Source organism: Shewanella sp. M16, from assembly GCF_018224605.1.
GTDB lineage: Bacteria > Pseudomonadota > Gammaproteobacteria > Enterobacterales > Shewanellaceae > Shewanella > Shewanella oncorhynchi.
In genome coordinates, this window is record NZ_JAGTUL010000017.1 from 91,181 (window position 1) to 114,423 (window position 23,243).

At 43.9% G+C, this 23,243-nt stretch carries 20 protein-coding genes and 4 tRNA genes; 9 read left to right on the top strand and 15 right to left on the bottom strand.

Annotated elements, in window-relative coordinates:
• Position 1: 1 nt before the first annotated feature.
• Positions 2–262, top strand: a complete 261-nt coding sequence (locus tag KFE26_RS12965) for a hypothetical protein (protein WP_212600640.1) — start codon at positions 2–4, stop codon at positions 260–262.
• A gap of 468 nt (positions 263–730) precedes the next feature.
• On the opposite strand, the gene KFE26_RS12970 is transcribed toward KFE26_RS12965, so the two are convergent.
• Together KFE26_RS12970 and KFE26_RS12975 are read right to left on the bottom strand one after the other, a co-directional pair.
• Positions 731–1,351: a hypothetical protein gene (locus KFE26_RS12970; RefSeq protein ID WP_249195724.1), complete on the bottom strand. Its 621-nt coding sequence runs from the start codon at positions 1,349–1,351 to the stop codon at positions 731–733.
• Positions 1,352–1,653: 302 nt separating this feature from the next.
• Positions 1,654–2,142 carry a hypothetical protein gene (locus tag KFE26_RS12975; protein ID WP_212600642.1) on the bottom strand — a complete coding sequence of 163 codons (489 nt, stop codon included), beginning with the start codon at positions 2,140–2,142 and terminating at the stop codon, positions 1,654–1,656.
• Positions 2,143–2,678: 536 nt separating this feature from the next.
• On the opposite strand from KFE26_RS12975, the gene KFE26_RS12980 reads away from it, so the two are divergent.
• A complete protein-coding gene (locus KFE26_RS12980; protein ID WP_212600643.1) occupies positions 2,679–3,542 on the top strand; it encodes a Tim44 domain-containing protein in 864 nt (287 codons plus the stop codon).
• Between the two features lie 242 nt (positions 3,543–3,784).
• Here KFE26_RS12980 and KFE26_RS12985 read toward each other — a convergent pair whose 3' ends face one another.
• The gene (locus tag KFE26_RS12985) at positions 3,785–5,149 is read right to left on the bottom strand and encodes a sodium-dependent transporter (RefSeq protein ID WP_212600644.1); all 1,365 of its coding nucleotides are present in this window, start codon (positions 5,147–5,149) and stop codon (positions 3,785–3,787) included.
• A 340-nt stretch (positions 5,150–5,489) separates the two neighbouring features.
• Positions 5,490–5,990 (bottom strand): Lrp/AsnC family transcriptional regulator, encoded by a 501-nt coding sequence (locus KFE26_RS12990; RefSeq protein ID WP_113940869.1) that lies wholly within the window; start codon positions 5,988–5,990, stop codon positions 5,490–5,492.
• Between the two features lie 189 nt (positions 5,991–6,179).
• On the opposite strand from KFE26_RS12990, the gene KFE26_RS12995 reads away from it, so the two are divergent.
• Positions 6,180–6,905, top strand: a complete 726-nt coding sequence (locus KFE26_RS12995; RefSeq protein WP_212600645.1) for an ABC transporter substrate-binding protein — start codon at positions 6,180–6,182, stop codon at positions 6,903–6,905.
• An 83-nt stretch (positions 6,906–6,988) separates the two neighbouring features.
• On the opposite strand, the gene KFE26_RS13000 is transcribed toward KFE26_RS12995, so the two are convergent.
• The 3 genes from KFE26_RS13000 to KFE26_RS13010 all read right to left on the bottom strand — a co-directional run bounded on the left by KFE26_RS13000 (position 6,989) and on the right by KFE26_RS13010 (position 10,077).
• Positions 6,989–7,798: a phosphatase PAP2 family protein gene (locus KFE26_RS13000; RefSeq protein WP_212600646.1), complete on the bottom strand. Its 810-nt coding sequence runs from the start codon at positions 7,796–7,798 to the stop codon at positions 6,989–6,991.
• Positions 7,799–7,891: 93 nt separating this feature from the next.
• Entirely contained in the window at positions 7,892–9,370 is a 1,479-nt protein-coding gene (gene creD / locus KFE26_RS13005; protein WP_212600647.1) for a cell envelope integrity protein CreD, read from the bottom strand.
• A 176-nt stretch (positions 9,371–9,546) separates the two neighbouring features.
• Entirely contained in the window at positions 9,547–10,077 is a 531-nt protein-coding gene (locus KFE26_RS13010) for a hypothetical protein (RefSeq protein ID WP_212600648.1), read from the bottom strand.
• 249 nt (positions 10,078–10,326) lie between these two features.
• Between KFE26_RS13010 and KFE26_RS13015 the strand changes: the two genes are divergently transcribed.
• Positions 10,327–11,499: a winged helix-turn-helix domain-containing protein gene (locus KFE26_RS13015; protein ID WP_212600649.1), complete on the top strand. Its 1,173-nt coding sequence runs from the start codon at positions 10,327–10,329 to the stop codon at positions 11,497–11,499.
• Here the strand turns inward: KFE26_RS13015 and KFE26_RS13020 are convergent.
• The 3 genes from KFE26_RS13020 to ubiK form a co-directional block, all read right to left on the bottom strand.
• Complete coding sequence (locus KFE26_RS13020) at positions 11,496–11,843, bottom strand: hypothetical protein (protein ID WP_198573141.1); 348 nt, start codon at positions 11,841–11,843, stop codon at positions 11,496–11,498. The genes KFE26_RS13015 and KFE26_RS13020 overlap by 4 nt on opposite strands.
• 36 nt (positions 11,844–11,879) lie before the next feature.
• Positions 11,880–12,245, bottom strand: coding sequence for a hypothetical protein (locus tag KFE26_RS13025; RefSeq protein WP_212600650.1), 366 nt, complete (start codon positions 12,243–12,245; stop codon positions 11,880–11,882).
• Positions 12,246–12,338: 93 nt separating this feature from the next.
• Positions 12,339–12,593, bottom strand: a complete 255-nt coding sequence (ubiK, locus tag KFE26_RS13030) for a ubiquinone biosynthesis accessory factor UbiK (protein ID WP_006083441.1) — start codon at positions 12,591–12,593, stop codon at positions 12,339–12,341.
• Between the two features lie 234 nt (positions 12,594–12,827).
• On the opposite strand from ubiK, the gene rep reads away from it, so the two are divergent.
• Positions 12,828–14,840, top strand: a complete 2,013-nt coding sequence (gene rep / locus KFE26_RS13035) for a DNA helicase Rep (protein WP_212600651.1) — start codon at positions 12,828–12,830, stop codon at positions 14,838–14,840.
• Between the two features lie 47 nt (positions 14,841–14,887).
• Here rep and KFE26_RS13040 read toward each other — a convergent pair whose 3' ends face one another.
• A complete protein-coding gene (locus tag KFE26_RS13040) occupies positions 14,888–17,536 on the bottom strand; it encodes a diguanylate cyclase domain-containing protein (RefSeq protein WP_212600652.1) in 2,649 nt (882 codons plus the stop codon).
• 206 nt (positions 17,537–17,742) lie between these two features.
• Between KFE26_RS13040 and KFE26_RS13045 the strand changes: the two genes are divergently transcribed.
• The 4 genes from KFE26_RS13045 to KFE26_RS13060 all read left to right on the top strand — a co-directional run bounded on the left by KFE26_RS13045 (position 17,743) and on the right by KFE26_RS13060 (position 18,290).
• A tRNA-Arg gene (locus KFE26_RS13045) sits at positions 17,743–17,819 on the top strand.
• Positions 17,820–17,872: 53 nt separating this feature from the next.
• Positions 17,873–17,948: transfer RNA gene (locus KFE26_RS13050), tRNA-His, on the top strand.
• 32 nt (positions 17,949–17,980) lie between these two features.
• Positions 17,981–18,057, top strand: a tRNA-Pro gene (locus KFE26_RS13055).
• A gap of 156 nt (positions 18,058–18,213) precedes the next feature.
• A tRNA-Pro gene (locus KFE26_RS13060) sits at positions 18,214–18,290 on the top strand.
• Between the two features lie 260 nt (positions 18,291–18,550).
• On the opposite strand, the gene KFE26_RS13065 is transcribed toward KFE26_RS13060, so the two are convergent.
• From KFE26_RS13065 to KFE26_RS13080, 4 genes are read right to left on the bottom strand one after another with little or no spacing between them, the layout of a single operon-like run.
• On the bottom strand, positions 18,551–20,470 hold the full coding sequence (locus KFE26_RS13065) for an EAL domain-containing protein (protein ID WP_105250451.1): 1,920 nt from the start codon (positions 20,468–20,470) through the stop codon (positions 18,551–18,553).
• An 8-nt stretch (positions 20,471–20,478) separates the two neighbouring features.
• Positions 20,479–21,186 (bottom strand): transglutaminase-like cysteine peptidase, encoded by a 708-nt coding sequence (locus KFE26_RS13070; RefSeq protein ID WP_105250450.1) that lies wholly within the window; start codon positions 21,184–21,186, stop codon positions 20,479–20,481.
• 19 nt (positions 21,187–21,205) lie between these two features.
• On the bottom strand, positions 21,206–21,814 hold the full coding sequence (locus tag KFE26_RS13075; protein WP_105250449.1) for an OmpA family protein: 609 nt from the start codon (positions 21,812–21,814) through the stop codon (positions 21,206–21,208).
• Entirely contained in the window at positions 21,811–23,232 is a 1,422-nt protein-coding gene (locus KFE26_RS13080; protein WP_212600653.1) for a TolC family outer membrane protein, read from the bottom strand. Before KFE26_RS13080 ends, KFE26_RS13075 begins: the two co-directional genes overlap by 4 nt.
• Positions 23,233–23,243: the final 11 nt, after the last annotated feature.

Below are 23,243 nucleotides of genomic sequence, written 5' to 3' on the forward strand. Positions count from 1 at the left end.
TATGCCAAGATTACGCCTTGCCTTTTGCGGGCTAATGATCGCTTTGCTCAGTGCCTGCTCGGTGAATAATACGAGCAATGTCTCCTGCGATTTTGTGCGCGGAACCAACAATAATCAAAGTATACGTGAGGCGAGCGGCCACGATACGGGCAGCGCAGATGAGCGACAAAAAGATGTCGGTATCGGCTTCTTGAATGTCATCTTCGGCGGCATCAGTCGAGCACTTTCTTCCGATGATTCATCGGATGGAAAGTGCGTGTAATAATTGAGTTTTAATGTTGGCTGTCTATATGTTTGCGGCCTTACGGCCGAGGTGAATCAAGGTCGTGGGGCTTCACCCCACACCCGACCAAGGAGGACTGCTCGTCCTATCCTCCTTGGATTCTCCAAGACGCCCCCAACGGAGTTGAAAGCCCCTTGTGCTCATAGCCAAATTTGCTATCGCTTCCGAAGGATGCGTCCCTGCACCTGCGAAAGCTAGTCGGTCATCCATGACCGAACTCACGCAATTTGTCTATTCGCCCTGCGGCAACTCCGAGGGGAGGTGAACTTCTGTAGCCTCGGTGTTGACTGTTAATGCCAAGTGCTTTTTGTATGTCCGAGTTTTTTGGGGCATGCCGAGACTCACGCAATTTATTCCAACGCCCCGCTGCAACTTCGCAGGGAAATCGTATCCTGCGGCATTCGTGGTCAAATTAGGTAAAAACTACCGAATACCAACAATGTGGATTTATCGGCTTGCTAAAGTATTCTTACGAACTAATTCTGAAACTTCACTAATAACACTCCTTGAGCGGCTTTCCCCACCTAAAATGCCAGTCAACATGTCTGCTTTAAAGCATAAATTATCAGCATTAGTGAAGGACTTTGACTTTTTTGGTATCTTCTTACTAAGTTCAATCATCTTTTGAAAACTAGCGCTTTTTTGGTAGTTATCTAACATATTCTTAATAACAGGTATCGCTAAACGAGAAGGTTTCATAAGATAAGCAGCATCCCCATGAATATAGGGATAAAGAGAGTCTACACCACCGCTACGCTCAACGAACTCATTTACTAATCCTTTAGCGCCGATAATTTCTGGCGGTGTCATTACAAAAACTTCCTCTCTTAAAAATGCTAAATCAATTGAATTCTCCTCAGCAGACTGTTGAGCCCATAAGACTGAGTTGCACCATTTTGTATACTCAATCAATGGATCAAAACTATTGTATGGAGGAATGAATCGACTATTAGCAATATCAGCCCCTAATTCAGTCGCTTTAAATTCACTTACTTTAGTATCAAAGTCTGAGTCGTTAGGTTGACAACCTGTGAGCAATAAAAATAAAATAACACCAGTGATTCTCATAATTATCTCCCTATAAATCCACACTGCAAAAATAGTTTAAATTATTTACTATTGATCAATCTAGCATTCAAGATAAAAGAGCAACATAGCGTCATTTAATTGGATATTCAAGTAATGCTAGATTTTTAAGTAGAGAAGGCATCGGATTAATCGGTGATGGCATTTGAGAAACCGTAGTCTGTAATCTCTATGCAAAACAGTGAGGAAATTGATGACGTTGGTCAAGTATTTCATTGGATGCATTATGGTTTCCTATTAAAGGGCATTGACTTAGGGTTGATTATTTAGCTGATGAGCATCTTCTAGTTAATGATAACTTTAATTTCATAACCTTTTCCAGTCGGCCAGTTTTCTCTAACTACATTAACCATAGATGTGCCAATTTTTTCTGAAAAATTATTTCCATGACTAATTGCACTTTGGATAGAGGTAGACAACATTTCTCCTGAAATTTTAGGAATAAGAATTGATGCTGTATATTGTAGTACTTCATTTGCAATGGTTTCAGAAGATGGGTCATTAATATTTAGAACAAGCTTAACTAGTTTTACTGAATCTCTATCGCCTTCAGCATAAAAAGCAATATTATTTGGAAGTGGAAATGCCTCTCCAATATCTTTATATGGACTAGAACATCCGTATTCTTGCTCATAATGGTTTTTCCAACCACCAGTTTTTAAACCAATCTCGGACATTAAATTACAAGCTTGAAAAGGCTCAGTGATGTTCAATTCTGCAATTGCTTGGGTTGAAGACAGAATACTGATGATAGCTATAAGTAATCTTTTCATTTAGACATTCCAAGTGTAGAGCTAATGTTATTTTCGATGAATCTGGACATCCAAGATTAAACTGCAACATAGCAGGATAAATAGGGAAGTACATCTTTTCTTCATGGCTATTATTCTGAATCTTGATTCAAAAGATATGTCTATGGAGGTGGTTAACTCGATCTTGGCATTGGACTTCGGGTAGTTCTGGCTATCAGGATACATGATAGTTAACGGAATTAAGCACTGGCATGTAAGTGACCGTTCGTGACAGGGATGTCACGGTCGAGCACACAGGGATGTGCTTGCTGCGTGTCACTGGAATGACAGTGCTTAATCACTTCTTACGTCACAGAGTCAGAACATACACATCTTTTGAGGTACTCTTCGTCGAATTTTTTTTATAACTAAAGCCTGTGAGTTACAGGAATGACAGTGCTTAATCGGAACTCACTAAATATGCACAGGACAATCAGCCTTCGCTTTTTGCTAATTGACATATAATGTCATCCCGCTATTATGGCAGCACCTCAGATTACACGAACAAGATCCTATAAATGAAAAAGTTATTTATTATGCTGGCGATGATTTTTGCGGTTAGCTTAGTTACTAGCCCTGTCGTTGAAGCGAAAAAATTCGGCGGTAGTAAGTCTATCGGCAAGAGTCACCAAACGGCTCCGGCTCAACCAGCGGCGACCAACACACCGACTACTGCGCCAGCGGGAGCACCGGGCAAAAAAGGTATGATGGGCGGCATGTTAGGCGGTTTATTAGCAGGTGGCTTATTGGCTGCGCTGTTTATGGGCGGTGGTTTTGAAAATATTCAAATCATGGATATTTTGATTATCGGTTTGCTGGCATTCGTGCTATTCAAAATCGTCCGTACTGTGATGGCCTCAAAAGCGGGTGCGCAGCCAAGACCTGCCTATGCAGGGACGAGTCAGCCAAGTCCTAATCTACAACGCCAACAGACTGAACAAACAGGTTTTGCTACCAATGCAAACAGCGGCAGCAATGGTTTTGGCCAAGCGACAAGTGATGTGCCCTTTAATTTACCTGCGGGTTTTGATTTACCCGGCTTTTTGGAAGGCGCTCGCAGTCATTACAAAACTCTACAATTGGCTTGGAATGAAAACGACTTAAGCAAAATCCAAGACTATGTTTCTATTGATCTTTACAATGAACTCAGCAACCAACGTCGCGAGTTAGTTGGCGATCAGCACACAGAAGTGATGTTTTTGGATGCAGAACTTGTCCGCGCCACACACAATGCAAATCTTGCGGAAGTGAGTGTTAAATTTAGCGGCCGCTATCGCGATACTGTTGAAGGCGTAGAAGAGGACATTAAGGAAATCTGGCATTTAGAGCGTAACGTAACACAAGCCAATTCACCTTGGTTAATTGTGGGTATCGAACAGTAATCAGCTCAGTGTTTAAAGCAGCCTTAATCTCTTAAGGCTGCTGTTTACATCCCCTTTCGTTTCAATCCAGCCTTACCCTAACAGTTCAACGTCATCGATAGATTGAAAAAATCCGGCTGTCATCGCATTCACTATTGGCGGCAGCAAGACTTTGCTGATTATTTTAAAGTAGTTAATTAGTGCATCAATTGCTAAATAAAAAATCCCCGCACTTAGCGGGGATTTTTTAGTTGTTCAAAGGGTTACACAAATTGTCTGATGGCTATGGCGATAATCAGCACAGGGCAAACATACTTCACATACCTTGGCCAAATGCGCCAAAAAAGTCCTGTGCTATCGACGCCTTCCTGCCCACGAATTGCCTTGAGCAGCTGGGTTTGGCGCCAAATCCAACCTAAGTAAACCGCAATACCGAGGGCGACCAGCGGCTGGGCGATTTGGGTGGTCAGCGTGACGGTGAAACTAAATAGCGTCTCAAAAAATACCGCCAGTAATAGGGATAATGAGGTCAGTAATAGGCCTATGATCAAGGTGGCGCGTTGGCGGCTGAGTCCGAATTTTTGCATCACATAGCTAGTCGGCACTTCGGCGATGGATATGGCCGAGGTTAAGCCTGCGATGATCAGCAGAATAAAGAAAATCACGCTGATGATAAGGTTGGCCGTATCGCCTAAGGTCGAAAATAACGCGGGTAAGACAGTAAACACCAATGCATCCGAATCGAGTAACTTGCCCTCAGCGTTAAAAATCTGCACGCCATTGTGCTGGGCGACATACATGGCTGGGATGATTAAAAAGGCGGCGAGAAAGGCGATACCGCTGTCGGTAAAGGCAACCCAGACGGTCAGTTTGGCAATATTCTCTTTTTGGCCCAGATAACTGCCGTACACCATCATGGCACCTGTGCCTATGGTGAGGGAGAAGAAGGTCTGTCCGAGCGCGCTGATCAAGGTATCTGGCGCCAGTGCCTTGGTAAAGTTAGGCGTTAGTAGCGCGCTTATCCCTTCGCTCGCACCATTTAGGGTGAAGATATACGCCACGCCCGCGATCAGCATGATCAGTAATAACGGCATTAAGCGTTTCGACCATTTTTCTATGCCTTCTTGCACGCCTTGCAGTAATACCAGAAAAACCAGCGTGCTGAAGATCAGTGTAAACACCAGATTACGTGACAGCGAAAAATCCACTAGCCAAGCGGCGGTATCATTCGAGCCAAAGGCTGTGGCGATAGGCGCGATGGCAAAGCTGACAAACCAGCCGGAGAGAATACTGTAGAAGGTATAAATCAATCCCGCTGTCACTATGGAAAGCAAACCTATGGTCTTGCCTAAACCGCGGGTGAGCGAGTTGAAGCCGAGTTTGCCCATGGCATCGGCGGGGTTGGTTTGCCCGTGGCGACCTATCATAAGTTCGGCCATCAGCATGGGAATGCCTAGGATGAAAATCAGCACTAGGTACACCAGTAGAAAGGCGCCGCCACCATGGGTGGCTGCTTGGGTGGGGAATCCCCAAATGTTGCCGACGCCAACGGCGCTACCTGCGGCCGCCATGATAAAACCCAAGCGTGAGCTGAAGTGGTTAGTTGAACTTGTATTGGCCGATTGCATTGTGCCTCCCGTAAAAAGAAGGCGTATCTTAGGCGGATAAATTAGGATTTCAACGCAATTTTAGTGCGTTAATTTGGTGTTAATTGGCAATAATTTATCGTTTTTTGGCTATAAGTTAATGTTGTGTGCTGCCTATCTGTTTTGTGCGAGATTTTATTGCTATCAGGTGCGGCGGATGGTCGAGATTTGGCGAATCATTGCGATGATAAAAATTCATTGAATTGTGATCTTATGGTCAAAAAATACCGTATGGCAGATGTCTAACCGCTATTTTGTGCTATGACTGTTACTTGTGCCGATGTCTTGTTTGTGGTGTTTGCTGTGACTGTTGAGTGTTGGCTTATGCTTGAATGTTGACGTGCCCTAAGGGAATGGCCGTGTGGTCCTTAACCTTTTTGAGGACAAAGCTGGAATGCACCCCTGCGATATGCACGTTGGTCGTGAGTTTATCTAACAGGAAAGTGCGAAAGTGCGTCATATCTTGTACTAGCACTTTAAGTTGGTAGTCGGCCTCTGAGCCAGTGATCAGCGCGCATTCTTGGACTTCTTCGTAGGCGAGTGCATTGGTTTCAAATTGATTGAGAATCGCCGGCGTATGTTTCTCCATTCGAACATGGATATACGCGGTCAAATGCAGGTTGAACTTATCCGCCGACAGACGCGTTGCATAATCGGCAATATAACCCGCTTCTTCTAAGGCTTTAACACGGCGCGAGCAAGGAGATGGCGATAGTCCGACTTTATTGGCCAGTTCGAGATTCGATAATCTGCCGTGGGTTTGCAGTAAGCGCAGAATCGTTAAATCGAGTTGATCGAGTTTGTAGGGGTGAGTGTCTGTCATTGAAAGCTTAGGTTTAACTGAGTCAGCCTCTAGTTTGCCAGTCTTAGCGGACTTTGCCAAAAATCTTGATCAAATGAGACATTTTAAGGTTGTGACAGTGATAACGGATAGAGATTTTGGGAGTCGTGCTGTTTGGAACTCCCGTTATTTACCGCTATTGTTATGATACTAATAAGAGTGAGACACTGTATGCGCTTGAGTTTGTTGCTAATCTGCTTATTCATATTACCGACTTATGCATTTTCTGCATCGTTAACCATTGGTAGCGCTCTAAATCGACCGCCTTATATTATCGAAGATGCTGAATCAGGGCTTGAGATCGATATTATTAAGGCCGCGTTTAAGGAAATGGGGCAGCCAGTCAACTTTAAATTCTACTCTCGTAAACGCCAAGTTTTATATTTCAATAAAGATCGATTAGATGCTGTGATGACGATGAACCCTGCAAATGGCGTTGATGGTTATTGGTCCAATGATTATGTTGAATATACCAATGTGGCGATCAGTTTGGCCGAACAACACCTTGAAATAACACGTATTGTGGATCTTAAAAAGTACAGTGTCGCCGCTTTTGAAAATGCTCGCTTCTTACTTGGCCCTGAGTTTAATGCCGTAGCGCAACAGACTATTTATCGTGAAGTCGATAGCCAATTAAGCCAGAACCGTATGTTGTACTTAGGTCGCATTAATACTGTGATTGCCGATCGTTATATATTCGCTCAACTGAATAAGTTCGTTGAGGATGATGTTGATACCCAGCAAGCATTAAGCTACCACTTTATTTTCCCCCCAACATCCTATCGAATGGTGTTCCACAACTCAGTGGCGCGGGATACTTTCAATCAAGGGCTCGCTAGAATTAAGGCCAATGGAATTTATCAGGCTCTAGTAGCAAAATACTTAGGCAGTGCTTAGCAATGCCTAAGTATTTAACTTCATAGTGTTTGAAGCTGTCGTATGTGAGTCGACAGCCAAATCCAGACGCTGAATTAACAGCGTTAGCGCTCAGATCCTTTAGCAAACGCATGCGAGAGTGGACGCAACTTACTGACAAAGAACACGCTACATCCGCTGATGATGGCGGCTAAAAAGGTTGAAAACAGTACATCCTGTGGCCAATGCATGCCAAGCAGCATACGGCTTAATCCCATCAAAAATCCCCAGCTCCATAACGCCATGACTAAGCTAGGTAATCCAGCGAGTAGCAAATAGTAGCTGGCGGTAAGCACTAGCGTCACAGCAAAAATGGTATGTCCCGAAGGAAAAGAATAGCCGATTTCATTTTCCCAATGCTGATGGATCCGTGAGTCGAGTTTCAAGGCAGGTTCTGCAGCGATCAAGCCATCGAGTGCATTGGCAATTGTCTTTGAACGTGACTGTTTATCCAATTGATAAAAGGCATCGAGTGAAAGCGGTTCATGCTTAGGCAGTGCTTGTTCTGCTAGAAAAACGAGATTAGGTCTGGGTTCTTTAAAATAGGATTTGAGGGTGTGGCTTAAGCCTAAACTGATAACTTGGCTGAGGCTGATGGCAAAAAATAAACTTATAAAGAGTGGTTTAGGCATATGACGATAGACGATCGCCAATACAAACAAGACTGTTGCGACGCCATAGGGTGCAGTGCCAGTCATGGTAATCCAATATAAGGTTTTGGCTAAGGTAGAGTGCAGATCGATCAGTGGAAACAGCTGATTCTGTGTCAGTAATAGTAAGCCCGGAATGGTTGCCAACAGTATCCAAGCTAAACCTAAACGGCGTAAAAGATAGACGCTATGGGTCAAAATATAAGCCTCTTCATAAAACGCCATAGGCTACAACGCGGCAATGGTTTTGCCAATAAAAAAATCCCGACAGCAAAAGATGGCGCTGTCGGGGGTCTTCAAGGGTGGATCGGTAGGGCGCTATTGCGCCGTGTTCTTAGGGTGATGCCTAGTCACGAACATCAAAATCAACAGTACGACTAACAGTAAACCTGAACCCATCAATAGGGCGTAATCTTCCAGTTGCAGTATCGAGTACAGCACGGCATATAAACTCACCAGCATAATGCCCACTAATGCACCGCGCTTAATACTTGCTGTGGCACTCCCTACATAAGCCGATATCGACAGCACGGGAATACAGGCGGCAATTAAATAGGCATGCAAGAAGGCTAGATGCTCAGATAGCGAGAGTAGTAGCAAATAGAACAAGGCCATGGCGCTGCCGACTAACACATATTGAATCGTGCTTAGGCTGGTTTTTTGTCCGATTTCGAAGATAAACAACATGATAAAAGTCAGCACGATAAACAGTAGGCCGTATTTTACCGAGCGATCAATCTTGCCGTAGTGAGTCACTGGTTCGAATAAAATCGCATTGGCCGACACTTCAGTGAGAGTCGATTGATTACTCTTAATAAACTCTTGTGGATAGTTACGGGTTAAGTGGCTGATATTCCAACTTGCAGTAAAGCCTTGCGCGTTGATGTCCCGTTCTGCGGGTAATAATCCCTTAAAGCTTGGATGCGGCCAGTCGGCGCGAATATTGATTAGCGTTTGCTCGCCTAGTGGCAATGCGCTGATAGACTGAGAGCCGCGTAGTGTCATGGCAAAATCCACACTAAAATCACTCGCTTCGCTGACTTGGATCTTTTGATTAAAGCCTTTTTCTAAACCGCCAGTGGTTAACCCCGTGCCCGACATCAGTGATCCAGAGAGTAATGTCGATTCACCGGTGATTTCAATTTTTTCTACTTTATCAATTGCTTGATTCGATGACACCCCAAAGACTAACCGGGCATTTTTGTTATCGAAGGCGATAAGGTTAGGAATATCATAACGGTTAAGGCTGAAGTCGGCCTGACCTTGTAGAGCTGCGTTATACACCAGCGATTGATAAATGCCACGGGTGCGAAAATCATGTTTTAGGTCTAAGTCGAGGGTGAGCTTTTTCGGTAGGATCACTAGCTCATCTTGATAGGTACGCTTCACTTCATGGCGAGTTTTACCGTCGTTACTGACTTCTTCTTGTAACACAAAATAGCTGTAAGGGATCACCAGCGCAGGACCTGAGAGGGTTTGCTGCTCACCCCATGAACGGCCGATTTCATCGACAACGCTGTGGTAAAGGGCTTGGCGATCAGAAGTCATATCCATAATGATCCCCAGCGGGATCAACGCGAGGATTGACAGTATGCCAATGGTTAAGGCTTTTAATAAGGTGGTGTTTTTTAATGCAGTTCCCTTTGCGGTGGCTACTGCCAACGGTTCTTGTGCTGACATATCGATTCCTTGACTTCGATTAAATTTTTTGAGGAGTGCGCGCACCACTAAATAGGCTGCGCTACCAAATAAGGCCAAACTAAGTAGGGTGAGTACCCAGAAAATAATGCTGAACATTGAATTTCATTCCCTATGAAATACGACCGAGACTTATCCGCTAAGATTGTGCAGAGTTAACTCGGTATCACGGCTGGTATTAAAACAGATTTTCTTACAAAAGTTGCGGGCAAGTTGCTGATCAATAGTGGCAACATTATGGCGATTGCCGCTAAACCTATACTCATTATTCAAGTTTATGAATCTGATAGTGGGGTGTCTTTGCTAAATTTGGGGTGTTTTTTCTCGTAGTCATTTTCTTTTTTAATATGCTTGAGCAGTGCTTCGAAGCTTTGTTTAAAGACGTCAAGTTCTGCGGAATAGACTACGGCATGGTGGGAAAACCAGTGGTGTTTTTCTCGATCACGGTTACTGTAATCAGGCCAAATACGTAGCTCATACTCATCACCCATGACGACAATGACATAGGCAATGGCGCCATTGCTAAAGATGATACATTGGGGCAGGTACACCAGCTCTTCGCCTTTAAATAACTCATACTCTATCGCTTCGGTGCGCCAACTCACTATCGGTAGCGGCGCCTCGATAGAGCAACCAATCGACTGATGCTGATTAAACAGTACGGCGTTAATGTCATCCATTGAAAAGGGCTGGTGATCGCCATTTTTAGCAGCAAGTGAATACAAGATATTCATCAAAAATGGCAGCTTAGTGCCATTACCCGTTTTACGGCCGCAGAGTTGTGCTTGGCGATAGTAGATATTCATCATCAATCCTTAATGAAGAGCCTATGCCAGATAGGCTCTATTTCGAGTCGTGAAACTAACGGGCAGGTAAACCGATAGCCGTTAAGGTATAAATGGCTTATGTTATCCGAAGATACTGCCTAGTGAGTAGACTTGTGCGTACATTTCACAAACCTACTCATTGAATAGTGTGCAAAATGCTTTTATTTTCAGTATGTTATGTTTTTTACTCTGGTTTGGTATTTGCTTGTCGTTGAATTTGGAGAATCGATGTCTAATCCCTTTTCACCTCGCGAGTGGCTGCAATTAAATATGCAGCAGCAAGGATTATTGCAACCATATACCTCTGTCACCGAGGCAATTTCACGTCTCAGTTATGTACAAATTGACTCTATCAACGTGGTTGAGCGAGCGCATCATCATGTGCTGCATAGTCGTATGCCAGAATATCAGCCAAAGATGCTCGATATGGCTCTAGCCAAAGGAGAGGTCTTCGAATATTGGTCCCATGCGGCAGCTTATTTACCGATTGCCGATTACCGTTTTAGTTTGCAGCGTAAACAGCAGCTGCAAAATGGCGGTAAGCATTGGTTTGAGCCCGACGATAAAATAATGCAGGAAGTGCGGGCGCGAATCCTTGCAGAAGGGCCACTCAAGGCCAGTGATTTCGAACATAGTGAAGCTAAAAACGGTACCTGGTGGGATTGGAAGCCCGCGAAGAAAGCCCTAGAGCAGCTGTTTATGCGTGGTGAGTTGATGGTGGTGCGGCGGGAGAAATTTCAAAAGGTTTACGATCTTACCGCGCGAGTGTTGCCACAAGATATAAATGCCAAAGCACCGACAGATAGTGAGTTTACGCGCTATTTGATTGATCGTTATCTCGATGCCCACGCCTTCGGTACTGCGGCGCAAATGGCTTATTTACGCAAAGGTATGAAATCAGCAGTAGCCCAAGAATTGGCAGAGTTGTTAGCTCACGGGTTATTAGCGTGTTTTAAGACGGCGGGCCAAAGCTACTTTTATCGCCCTTCATTACAGCTAAATGCACTATTACCTAATAAAGTGTGGCTGCTTAATCCCTTCGATAATTTATTGATCCAACGGCAAAGATTAAAGCAATGGTTTGATTTTGATTATCAAATTGAAGTCTATGTCCCAGCCGAAAAGCGTCAGTATGGTTATTATTCTTTAGCGATTCTGTGGCGCGACACTTTTGTTGGCCGCGTGGATGTTAAAGCCGATCGCCAAGCTAACCTATTGCTATTACAGCAATTGACCTTAGAAGAGGGCATGATGGTGAATGGCTTAGATGAGGATTTCTGTGCGGCCTTTGATATCGCAGTCAGTGAATATGCTCGTTTCAATGGCTGTGACCGCTGGAAGTTAGTTAAGGCTAACCATAAAGGCCTTAAGCAAAAGTATGCTCGCCAACAAAAGCTTTAACTATTTGTCTCTTTAGTTGGAGCATCCATAAAGCTAAAGCAGCCATACAGTAAGATTAGATACAGCAGTGGCAACGCAGCAATGACTAAAGATGAAGAAGTCGCAGCACTATCGCTAGTAATGCGATAACAGGGGATATACACGGCGGGATAAATTAGGCTTCCCCATAGAAAACACTGATTCATCAATCGATAGATAAAAGCGGGTTTAATGCTTGATTGACTGGCCAGTCCCATCAAACTGGCGAGAAGCACACCGGGATAAGTGAGTAGCGGCAGGCCACCAAGCAACAATAATCCCCAAAGAAGATAGTCCTGATAGTGTGTGCTGATTGTGACATCCATTGTAGCTTCATTCCTTGATTGTTCGACGCTAAAGCATTAAGTCTGTTTATGCTCTGGTTGCAGCGGTGGCTTTACTGCCAGCCCTTGCTGCATCTTAAGCCAAAAGCTTTGCTGACATAGATTGCTAAAGGATTTTTGCTGCGGCGAAATCGCAATATGAGCTGTTACAACCCGATAGCTGAGCCAATAATCTTCACAAACCATGTCTGACTCATAAGCTTGTTTATCTTGCTCGCTTAGCTTGCTAATCACAACCCCGTTATCGAAGTGATAAAGCGTTATGGACTCACAAATCTCCACATTATCATCGTGATAGGTTTGCTGCTCGTTTGATTGGCTTACCACGTAGACAGGGCTTGGATAGCTTTCAATAGCAAGGATATAGCTGGCGAGTTGTTGCATTATTTCCCCAAGTGACTCAATGCTTGAAGTGTTAAAAACAAAAAGCACAGCTGCGCTATCGCTAACTGTGCTCTTTCAAACATGCATGATAAGTTAGCCCGCCGCGTTGAGCTTTTTTTCTAACTCATTGACTTGAGCTTGTAGGGCTTCTAATTTTTCGCGGGTTTTCAGTAGTACATGTTGCTGCACATCAAATTCTTCACGGGAAACCATATCCAACTTGAGCAATTGATTTTGCAGTACTTGCTTACTGCGCTCTTCAAATTCACCGGCAAATTGCTTTAGACCGCTGGGCAAACTTTCGCTCAATTGTTTCGCCATTTCTTCGATTTTCTTTGGATTGATCATAATCTTGTCCGCCTCTTTACTGAATAGCTCGATTGTAACTCAGTACGTTAGCTTTCAAAAGTAAAGCAGACGCGTGAACACTTTAGTTGGCTGTTGTTGGGGTTTATATCACGGAGAAGCTTATCTACAGAGTTGAGTTCTGCTCAACCTAAGCGGGGATTTGTTAGCCTTAAAACTGTCGATTCTGCTATGATCCCATCCCTTTCTGTCGACTTGTTTGGATATTGCGCAAAGATGAAACTCAATCCCGCCCAAAACGATGCTGTTCATTATGTTTCAGGCCCTTGCCTAGTCTTGGCGGGTGCGGGTAGTGGTAAAACGCGCGTAATTATCAATAAAATCGCTTACTTGGTCGAAAAATGTGGCTATAAGGCGCGTAATATCGCGGCGGTGACCTTTACCAATAAGGCTGCCCGCGAGATGAAAGAGCGGGTCGCTCAGTCGATGGGCCGCAAGGAAGCCAGAGGTCTGTGGATTTCAACCTTCCATACTTTAGGGCTTGAGATCATTAAACGCGAGCATAAGGTCTTAGGTTTAAAACCGGGTTTTTCGCTGTTTGATGATCAAGATACCTTGGCACTGCTCAAAGAGTTAACCCAAGACGAGTTGGATGAAGATAAAGATTTACTCAAAGCGCTTGCCAGTACGATTTCAAACTGGAAGGGTGGCTTAATTATTCCCGAGCATGCACGCAAAATCGCTAAAGATGAGCAACAGCACTTATTTGCTATGTTGTATCAGCGTTATGCTCAACATATGAAAGCCTATAACGCTTTAGATTTTGACGATTTAATCCTGATGCCAACCCTATTGTTGCGCCACCATGAAGAAGTGCGGACGCGCTGGCAAACCAAGATCCAATATTTGCTGGTGGACGAATATCAAGATACGAATACCAGCCAATATGAAATGGTAAAGCTGTTAGTGGGTGATCGGGCACGCTTTACTGTGGTGGGGGACGACGATCAGTCTATCTATTCATGGCGCGGTGCTAAGCCACAAAACCTCGTGTTATTGGGTAAAGATTTTCCGCAGCTTAAGCTGATTAAACTGGAGCAGAACTACCGTTCTAGCCAGCGGATCCTACGGGCTGCTAACATTCTTATCGCTAATAATCCCCATGTTTACGATAAAGCCCTGTTTAGCGAGCTTGCCTATGGTGAGCCGTTGCGGGTGCTGTTTGCCGCCAATGAGGAGCAAGAGGCTGAACGTGTTGTTGCCGAAATTGTGCGGCACAAGTTTGTCGGCCGTACTCAGTTTGGCGACTATGCGATTCTGTATCGGGGCAACCATCAATCACGGTTACTCGAACGCGCACTGATGACGAACCGTATTCCTTATAAATTGAGTGGTGGTACGTCATTTTTTGCTCGTGCTGAAATTAAAGACATCATGGGCTATCTAAAGCTCGTGGTGAATCCCGATGACGATAATGCTTTCCTGCGCATCGTTAATTTGCCTAAACGTGGCATAGGTCCATCAACCTTAGAACGTTTAGGTAATTTTGCCAACGAGAAGCATATTTCTATGTTTGCGGCGATTTTTGAGCCTGAACTGAATCATCATTTACCGCCTGCGGCTATGTCATCTTTGTATCAGTTTGGTCGTTTTATCGTGGAGACTGGGGATCATGCCGAACGTGGTGAACCCGTCGAGGCGGTGAAGCATTTGATCCGTAAGATCAATTATGAAGATTATTTATACGAAACCAGCACCAGTGCCAAGGCCGCTGAAATGCGGATGAAGAATATCTCAGAGCTTTACCGTTGGGTGACTGAGATGCTCGCGGGTGATGAGTTAGATGAAGCTATGACTCTACCAGAGGTGGTGACTCGATTGACGCTCAGGGACATGATGGAGCGCAATAGTGAGGATGAAGGCGGCGATCAGGTGCAGTTGATGACCTTGCATGCTTCTAAGGGCTTAGAGTTTCCCTTCGTGTTTATGGTTGGAGTAGAAGAGCGTATTTTGCCCCATCAAACCAGCATAGACGAAGATAACGTCGATGAGGAGCGTCGGTTGGCATATGTGGGTATCACTCGAGCTCAACGAGAGCTTTGGTTCACCCTCTGCCGCGAAAGGCGCCAATTTGGTGAAACCATGCGTTGTGAACCAAGCCGTTTCTTACTTGAGTTACCTCAAGATGATGTGGTGTGGGAAAATCGTAAGCCACAACAAACGGAACAGGAACGGATGCAAACGGGGCGGGCAAATATTTCTAGCTTAAGAGATATGTTTAAAAAATAGCGAGCGGTTTCGCTTACTATTCTTTTAAATCAGCTACTTATTTTTTACTAGGCATATTCGAGCTGAGCACAGCTCTGTGATTGGGTTTCACATAAGGTAAAAGTGTCGGCTAAAGCAGCCCCCTGACCCAGTTGATAACCCAGTTCACTGAAGATACGTTTTTGTTCAGGGTTATCAATGCCATCGACAAAGGTTTGCAGTTCTAAGGTTGATGCCGTTTTTTGATAGGCAGACATTAACTTAAGCTGTTGCTCGCCTTGTATTTGTTTGGTGAGGTTGGCATCGAGTTTTAAGCCTTTTATCGGCAGAAACAATAAGCTATTTAAGGCACTATAGCCGCTACCGTATTGGCTGATGCCGAGTTTTACCCCGAGTTTCTGCAACAATTCAAAGCCATTGATATGATTTTCAGTTTCCTGCACTAGGGCTTTTTCATTGAAGAATAACCACAAATGGCTCAGGTTTAACTGGGTTTGCTTGAGAGTGTTTTTCAAACTGCGCAGTACATGCTTATGCTTGAGATGTTGGCTCGAAAGCATGACATGTAATTCAACAGATTCATCATATTGCTTGAGGAGTTGGGGATAGCTGCTATCTATGATGCTGATCGTATATTTATCGAGCTCAACGGTAAGGTGTGACTGTTCAGCAAGCGTGCTAAGTTGTTCCTGCTGTAAGAGCCCACGTTGCGGATGTTGCCAGAACAGGCGGCTTTCTAATGCATGCACTTGACCTGTTTTAAAATTGACTACTGGTAAGTAACTAAGCTGGATTTCAGCATGGTGTAATGCATGTCTAAATTCAGTTTCTAACTCGACATCCTGCATGGCCTGATGTTGGGCGTTATCATCAAAAATAACATAGCAGCCTTTACCATTGGCTTTCGCCTGATACATGGCAGTATCTGCATTACGTAACATAGATTCACTGGTATCAATTCTGTGCTTGCCACTGATGGTGATACCGATACTGGCTCCAGAACTAAATTCCATTGTGCCAAGTCGATAGGGCTGGGATATTTTTTGGATCACTCTTTCTGATATATCTTTCGCGTCGTTGATGTTGTTAATGCTATCGAGCAGTATCACAAACTCATCGCCACCGAGTCGCGCTAAGGTGTCGTTATCACGAATGCAGGACTTGAGGCGGCTTGCCGTCTCAATTAAGAATTTATCACCCTCTAGGTGTCCCATAGTGTCGTTAATCTGTTTGAAGCGGTCGAGGTCGATAAACAGTAGGGCAAACTGTTCTAAGCTATGGCGACGAACATGCTTGATCGCTTGAGATAAACGCTCCATAAACATAGCGCGATTAGGCAGGCCTGTAAGTGCATCATGTTTGGCATCGTGAACTAGCTTGGCTTCCATACTACGGCGTTGTTGAATTTCTTTCTCAAGACTTTTATTCAGTTCGGCTAATGCTTTGGTACGATCAATAACCTTTTCTTCTAGCTCTTCATAACTGCGTTGTAAGGACTCTGCGGACAGCTTTTTCTCGATAGCTGAGCCTATATGTTGTGATACAAATGTCAGTAATTCTAAGTCTTTAACTTGGTAATTCTGTGTCATGCTAAAACTGTAAATCGTTAACGCACCACGAACCTGATCATGGATAAAAAGCGGAATACCGATCCACTGATGCATGGTTTGAGTATGATTTAACGCTGGTGCTTGGGAATACAGCTCACCAGAGGCAATTAATGCATTGATACTGCTTTGATCTAGCAATAGTGGGCGCTTATGTTTGAGCACATATTCGGTTAAGCCGTCTTGTAGCGGCCGAGTGCCTGGGTGCTTATTGGCTAATTGCGATACATAAAAAGGAAACGTGAGGTGGGTTTCTGTGTCATCCAAAAGCGCGATATAGCAATTGTTGGCGGGAATGAGGTGTCGAATAACATTATGCAATTGGGCATAAAAGTCTGGGTTGTCTGCACTGGAACTTGCTAGCTCGGCGATTTCGAACAGTGATTTTTGTAAGCGTTCAGCTCTACGCCGTTCATAGACTTCTAGTTTTAACTTATCGTAGGCTTGGCTGAGTTCTTTTGTCCTTTGCTGGATAGCTTGTTCTAATTGTTCTTGATGTTTTAGCCGTTCCATTACCCCAGCAATATGGTGACAAATGAACGTCATTAACTCGAGTTCGATTTCACCATAACTGATGTTTGTGTCATAGGTTTGCACCACTAACACACCCGTTACTATGTCATCTTGTTTGATGGGCACGCCCAGCCACAGATGACAGGGAGAACCTAAATTAACAATTTCTCCAGCGGCAATCAGTTCATTGACTGTGTCATTGTTACACAACAACGCTTTCCCAGTTCTGAGTACGTAGCCTGTTAATCCTTGCTGTAATAATGTAGATAGTGATTGTTCAGGATAAAGCTCCGCTGGATGGGCATCTTTCTCATCAGCGAAAAAGGGGATGGCAAGTTCACCTGTGTGAGTATCTAGGGTTGAAATAAAAAAATTATCAGCGGGAATCAGCTGTTTTAGATGGCTATGTACGCCGACATAGAATTCTTCGAGTGAAGAAGCATGGGTCGCAATATTGGATATTTCGAGTAATGCGTTTTGAATGATCTCAGCATGCTTATATTTATGCGCTAATTGTTTTAAGCGAATAATTTTTTTGCGTAAGCGTTCAGTTTCACTCACACGCGGCTGGCCAGTTTCATCTTCATCCTTAAACATGATACTCACTAGTTAAATATATGTTTGCTTTTACCAAAGTCTATAATTAGCATGAAATACTGTAACATCCAAGTCATATTTTGGCTGCATTCCGCTTTAAAAGTCAGCTAATGTGATAAAACTTGAGCAGTCAGTAAAAAAAGTGCAAAACAGCTATAGACTCAAAGGGGATTTGACCCTAGTATATGCGGCGCTAACCAAGGCGAGCGCCCATAGCTCAGCTGGATAGAGCGCACCCCTCCGGAGGGTGAGGCCGAAGGTTCGAATCCTTTTGGGCGCACCACTTCCGAACAGAGTTGTGAGCTTTAAGGTTAGCAAAGTAAGTGAAAATCAGTGGTGATTGTAGCTCAGTTGGTAGAGTCCCGGATTGTGATTCCGGTTGTCGTGGGTTCGAGCCCCATCAGTCACCCCATTCATTTACTTTGATATAAAGATTTTCATTCTCGGTGATTAGCGCAGTCCGGTAGCGCATCTGGTTTGGGACCAGAGGGTCAGAGGTTCGAATCCTCTATCACCGACCAAATTCTTCGCATGACTAGCGAGCTTAATGTAAGTTAGGTAATAGTTAATATTTTACGGTGATTAGCGCAGTCCGATAGCGCATCCTGATGTTTTGGATGAAAGTGGACGAGAGGGTTAACCTTCTAAAGCGTATGTAAACAATAGTGCAAAATTTACGGTGATTAGCGCAGTCCGGTAGCGCATCTGGTTTGGGACCAGAGGGTCAGAGGTTCGAATCCTCTATCACCGACCAAATAAGTAGAAAAGCCTCAGCATTCATTAATGAATACACTGAGGCTTTTTTGCATTGGCGAAATGGAACTTACTCACTGACATTATCATGTTTGTTGTCGCTTGATAGCGCATCCTCAATGAGTATAGAAGTTGGCTACAGTTCTTAATTACACCTGGCAGACTTGCAGAACTGTATTGGCATAGTCACTCAACCGTAGAAAAACAAAAAGCTCCTTACGAAGCTTTTTTGTTTGCAAAATGACTTCTTAAGAATACGGCTTAATCAAGATTCACTGGCGGGGCGATAAAGCCTTGATAGGCATCTGTTCTAAGCTCGTTAAAACGTTCTAGCTGAGCCTTTTCTTGAATACCCGTCACTATGACTTGAATGTCCAATCCTTTTGCTACGTTGATTAGGGCGCGGCACAATTCGCTATTGTGGTGTGTCTCATCATAGTAGGCGAAGGATTGATCCAGCTTCACATAGCTAGGTCTTAATTCCTGTAGATAAGACATAGAGCCAAACTGACGACCAAAGTGGTCAATACCAAACTTAGCACCGTTATCGCGAATGATGTTACATAAGTGCTGGCATGACTTAAGATCACTATAAACACCAGCCTCAGGGATTTCGAAGCAGATGCGCTCAATAAATGTGGCATTTCGCAAAAATTGATTTAGCCACTCATGGAACTGAGGATCGTTAATACTTTGGTGGGTTAAGTTAATTGCGAGCGGTTCATAGCTCCGCTCGAGCAGTTTTTGCTCGTAGACAGTTTCAATTAAGCATTTATCGAGTAAGGCACCAAGTGATAATAACTCGATATACGGCATAAATTGCCCTGCATGGGCGAGTTGATCACCAAGCTCTAATTGGCAATACAATTCCCGTTGCGCTATGCCATCACCATCGCAAAATTGGATGGGTTGCCATCTAAACTTAAACTTCTTATTGCTGATAGCATGGCTGAGGTTATCGCGCCATTGCTCGCGGGTGAATAATTGCTGCTCTGTGGTTTCAAACCAGTGGAAGGTTTTATTTTCTTGTAACGCTTTTTGAAGGGCATTGTCGGCTTGGGCCAAAATATCCGACACATTCATTTGCCCAATACGTTCCGCAATACCGATAGCAAAGTCTTCGTTGGGCTTACAGCCTGCTTTTGACATTTCTTGATTGATGGTACGGATAAGTGTTTGTAAATATTTGCTGATCTGATCGTGTTCAACATCGGTCACTAAAAATGCAAATTCATAGGCTGCAATACGCCCTATGACCGAAGGCGTTATTTCGTTTAATTGTTGTTGAAACTTTTCTGCGAGGATCCGTATGGTTTCATCTCGAACTTGATAGCCATATTTACTGTGCACTTCTTCGAGCCAGTCGAGCTTGGCGAGGAATAAAGCGCCGCTGCTAGGTTCACTTAACCAACCATTTAAACGGCTTACTACATATTGGCGGTTAGGCAGGCCTGACGCCGGATCGACAAGATTCTTCTTACGTAACGCGCCAACCTCTTCGTCAAGAGAATGGAACACTTGTTTCAATTGAGCTGACATGCTGTTAAATGCAGTCACTAAGTCTTTTAATTCGGTTGTTTTGGGTAGTGCCATGTCTGGACCAAATTGGCGTGCTGCGATACTTTTCGCGTGTTCAGACAGGGTGTGGAGAGGTTTCAATATCCATGTTAAGCCTACTCTTGCTGTAAAAATAGCAACGAGAAAAAGTAGTGAAAAGGCGATGATGGTATTGGACATGATTCGCCATAGTTCATGATAACCAAAACCAGGATGAGCAGTGATTTCAAGCTGTGCTAGCTGCAGCCAACCTGAGGTGATAGTGCTTTGTTTTTTGATGGTTTTAAACAGATCTAGATTTATAAACCATTGAGGGACATCTTCAATTTTTAAAGGATTATTCCACTCTTGTTGCTTACCATCGACCATCCAAGTCAATTTTACATTTTGATAGTAACCACCTTCAAAAATAACATTCACTAAGGTTTCTGCCGCTGCGGTATCGCCAGCTTCGAGTGCTGGGGTAAGCATTAGACCGAGTGAAGTGCTGGCATTGTTTAGATCGGACTCCATTTGCTTTGTTAAAAAGCTTTGAGTCTCAGTGAATTGCACATAGCCAAGGCTTGCAACTACAAGCAAGAACAGGCTAAAAAGCAGCGAATAAATCTGTCTAAACAGTGTCATTTTTGGTGCTACTCCAGTTTTAATTTTGGTTGCCTAAGACGGTCAACACCTAATCTATGGTTAAGATCGTTCCATTTTTCTAATCGTTTTGAGGACCCTGCCAGTACGCCTCGACCTTGCTCTTTATTGAGCCATAACTGTTTACCGTTAAAGCTATAAACAGGCAGTAGATCTTTTCTTTTTGTGGCGGGTTTTATTTCATGGTCAAGATTATCGAGCACTAAAGGAATTGATGATGGTGTTTCATAGTAAGCCAATACCATATGGTATTGATTAACCGTAGTGGCTTTAACCATAGTGATCCGCATCTTGTCCTCTTGAACACCAAGTTGGAGTAGGGTGAAGTATTTTGCGATCGAAAAGTCTTCACAATCACCGCCATTCACACCAATAAACTCCATCGGCGTTGCCCAATAATTCGAGTCTCCCCATAATTTACTGTCATCCACAAAACGGAATAAATTAAAAAAGTTATTCACCTTCAATAACTTTTCTTTTTCATCTAGCGTACTCGCTTCCGATAACACTTTGAACCAAGCCCTTGCTCGCATTCCAGCACGTTCGCCGTAATGTTTTTCTAGGGTTGAAGTTATCTTCACTTCATCAAGGTTTTGTGTGGGGGCCGCATATAGGCAACATATGCCTAGGGCTGACGCTATTAGGCTAAAGCGGCAGACTCGCAATAATGAATCTTTATAATCAAGTCTGCCGTTCATAACCTAATGTGTTAGTCCTTTATTTTGAGTTGTCATCGACCGAGTAAATTGTCCATTTCATGTCTGCTGCCGTATCATCACCAGTGACTTCTGCAACAACACGACGGTTACGAATTTCTGCTTCCGGCGTCTGTTCTAAAACAATTGGGCGGCTAGACCCATATCCAATAGCAGTTAATCGACTTCTATCAATACTAAAGCGTTCAGCCAGTACTGCGGTGACAGCATTTGCACGTTCTTGAGATAATACTGTATTTCGTTCATCGGTTCCTGTGCGACTCGTGTGACCTTCGATAGTCACTTTGGTCGTTGGATACTGACGTAGAAAAATAGCCACCTCTTCAATTTGAGGATAGTACTCAGGCGCAATATAAGCAGAGTCATTCGGGAATAAAATATTTATTTCCTTTCGCTCGTTAATCGCTTTTATTTTGCCACAGCCATAGTTATCAATACCTGCCCCTTGGGCTGTGTCGTTGCAGCGTTCACGGGCTTCAATGACACCATCGCTATCTTTATCAGATAGATCATAGGTTTGAGTTGTGACCATTTCGTCAATATTAACCGTATCGCGCATCGAACAACCAGCTAAAAGAGTGACACTTAGAAAAAATGTGAGAGTTTTCATTTGTTAGCTCCTCCTTCATAATTGCGCTCTCCGCGCCACGCATCAGGTCTAGTGACTTTAAGTGAGTCTAATAATCGCCCTGTAGAATTGAGCACGCGATACTTAGCAATAACTTCATCATATTCAGCTTGTAAGTAGTCTTTACGCGCCTCGAAGAGCTCATTTTCGGTATCTAATAAGTCGAGTAGACTGCGTTGGCCTAAGTTGAACTGTTGTGCATAGGCTGTTTGAGTATCCTTTGCGGCCACGACATGATCGCGAATATATTGTTTTTGCGGCGCTAGCATTTCAAATGCGTTCCAAGCTAGGTTTACCCCTTCAACAACTTCACGTTGGGCACGTTGGCGGATTTCTTTTGCTTCACCTAACTTGTAAGCAGTTTCTTTTTCACGGGCAAGATCTTTACCACCCGCAAATAAGTTGTATCTCACCCTCACCATGGCGACGAGATCGTTACTATGACCACCCACATCACTGCGGAAAGCACCAGCACCCGATATTCCATCTTCGCCGCTAATATCGTTATTCCAGTTACCATTCAGTTCTAAAGAAACCTGAGGATAGTAATTGGATTGTACTGAAGAGCGTTCATTTTCAGCGGCACTAATATCGTTTGCTGCAGATTTGAGTATGGGGTGATTCTCTTGCGCAACAATAATGCCAGAGCTAAGATCCTTTGGCAGCATGTCTGCATCTGGCACTGGTAATATTAAGTCTGCCGGAGCCGACGCTACAATTTTGACGTACTGTGCTTTTGCATCAAGTAAATTGTTGCGAGCAGAAATAACGTTAGCATTAGCACGCGCCAAACGTCCCGAGATTTGTGATAGGTCTGCGATTGAGCCTAAACCTGAGTCAGTACGTTGTTTAATCTGGTCATAAATTTCTTTATGGCTGTTAAGGTTTTTCTCGGCTAATTTTAACACTTCATCGGTGCGTAAATAGTTGAGATAGACTTTACTGACATCGAGTGCCATATCTTCAGCTGCAGCAAGCAGTGCCCACTGGTCTGCGCTAGCTTCAAAACTATAACGATCAACTTCACTGCTGGTGTAGAAACCATCGAAAAGCATTTGTTTTATGCTAACACCAAACTCTCCGGGATTTAATTCAGCCACCCCTTTGCTATCGACTTCGCCGATATTGGGTCGTCTACGTGTCGATACGCTGTCGGTTTGTTCATAACCGTAGCCACCATTGACATCAATAGTTGGCATATAGCCTGCTATCGCTTGATTAACTTGTTCTTCTCGCGCTTTAAAGCGGTTGAATGCCACTCGTAAATCTGGGTTTGTATCTAGCGTATGTGCAACGGCTTGTTCTAACGTCTGACTTTGAGCCGATAAAGGTAACAGGATTAATGACAGCACTATGGCTATCTTTGAACATTGAAATTGTCGTATTGCTGAAGTCTTCATGACCAACCTCC

What these genes read in the sequence shown, in the direction of transcription:
- KFE26_RS13010 (WP_212600648.1), bottom strand. Translation starts at nt 10,077, where the DNA reads ATGAATATCTACTATCGCCAAGCACAACTCTGCGGCCGTAAAACGGGT.
- rep (WP_212600651.1), top strand. Translation starts at nt 12,828, where the DNA reads ATGAAACTCAATCCCGCCCAAAACGATGCTGTTCATTATGTTTCAGGC.
- KFE26_RS13075 (WP_105250449.1), bottom strand. Translation starts at nt 21,814, where the DNA reads ATGAAAACTCTCACATTTTTTCTAAGTGTCACTCTTTTAGCTGGTTGT.
- KFE26_RS13065 (WP_105250451.1), bottom strand. Translation starts at nt 20,470, where the DNA reads ATGACACTGTTTAGACAGATTTATTCGCTGCTTTTTAGCCTGTTCTTG.
- KFE26_RS13015 (WP_212600649.1), top strand. Translation starts at nt 10,327, where the DNA reads ATGTCTAATCCCTTTTCACCTCGCGAGTGGCTGCAATTAAATATGCAG.
- KFE26_RS13080 (WP_212600653.1), bottom strand. Translation starts at nt 23,232, where the DNA reads ATGAAGACTTCAGCAATACGACAATTTCAATGTTCAAAGATAGCCATA.
- KFE26_RS12980 (WP_212600643.1), top strand. Translation starts at nt 2,679, where the DNA reads ATGAAAAAGTTATTTATTATGCTGGCGATGATTTTTGCGGTTAGCTTA.
- KFE26_RS13000 (WP_212600646.1), bottom strand. Translation starts at nt 7,798, where the DNA reads ATGGCGTTTTATGAAGAGGCTTATATTTTGACCCATAGCGTCTATCTT.
- KFE26_RS12965 (WP_212600640.1), top strand. Translation starts at nt 2, where the DNA reads ATGCCAAGATTACGCCTTGCCTTTTGCGGGCTAATGATCGCTTTGCTC.
- KFE26_RS12975 (WP_212600642.1), bottom strand. Translation starts at nt 2,142, where the DNA reads ATGAAAAGATTACTTATAGCTATCATCAGTATTCTGTCTTCAACCCAA.
- KFE26_RS12970 (WP_249195724.1), bottom strand. Translation starts at nt 1,351, where the DNA reads ATGAGAATCACTGGTGTTATTTTATTTTTATTGCTCACAGGTTGTCAA.
- KFE26_RS13070 (WP_105250450.1), bottom strand. Translation starts at nt 21,186, where the DNA reads ATGAACGGCAGACTTGATTATAAAGATTCATTATTGCGAGTCTGCCGC.
- ubiK (WP_006083441.1), bottom strand. Translation starts at nt 12,593, where the DNA reads ATGATCAATCCAAAGAAAATCGAAGAAATGGCGAAACAATTGAGCGAA.
- creD (WP_212600647.1), bottom strand. Translation starts at nt 9,370, where the DNA reads ATGTTCAGCATTATTTTCTGGGTACTCACCCTACTTAGTTTGGCCTTA.
- KFE26_RS13025 (WP_212600650.1), bottom strand. Translation starts at nt 12,245, where the DNA reads ATGCAACAACTCGCCAGCTATATCCTTGCTATTGAAAGCTATCCAAGC.
- KFE26_RS12985 (WP_212600644.1), bottom strand. Translation starts at nt 5,149, where the DNA reads ATGCAATCGGCCAATACAAGTTCAACTAACCACTTCAGCTCACGCTTG.
- KFE26_RS13040 (WP_212600652.1), bottom strand. Translation starts at nt 17,536, where the DNA reads ATGTTTAAGGATGAAGATGAAACTGGCCAGCCGCGTGTGAGTGAAACT.
- KFE26_RS12990 (WP_113940869.1), bottom strand. Translation starts at nt 5,990, where the DNA reads ATGACAGACACTCACCCCTACAAACTCGATCAACTCGATTTAACGATT.
- KFE26_RS12995 (WP_212600645.1), top strand. Translation starts at nt 6,180, where the DNA reads ATGCGCTTGAGTTTGTTGCTAATCTGCTTATTCATATTACCGACTTAT.
- KFE26_RS13020 (WP_198573141.1), bottom strand. Translation starts at nt 11,843, where the DNA reads ATGGATGTCACAATCAGCACACACTATCAGGACTATCTTCTTTGGGGA.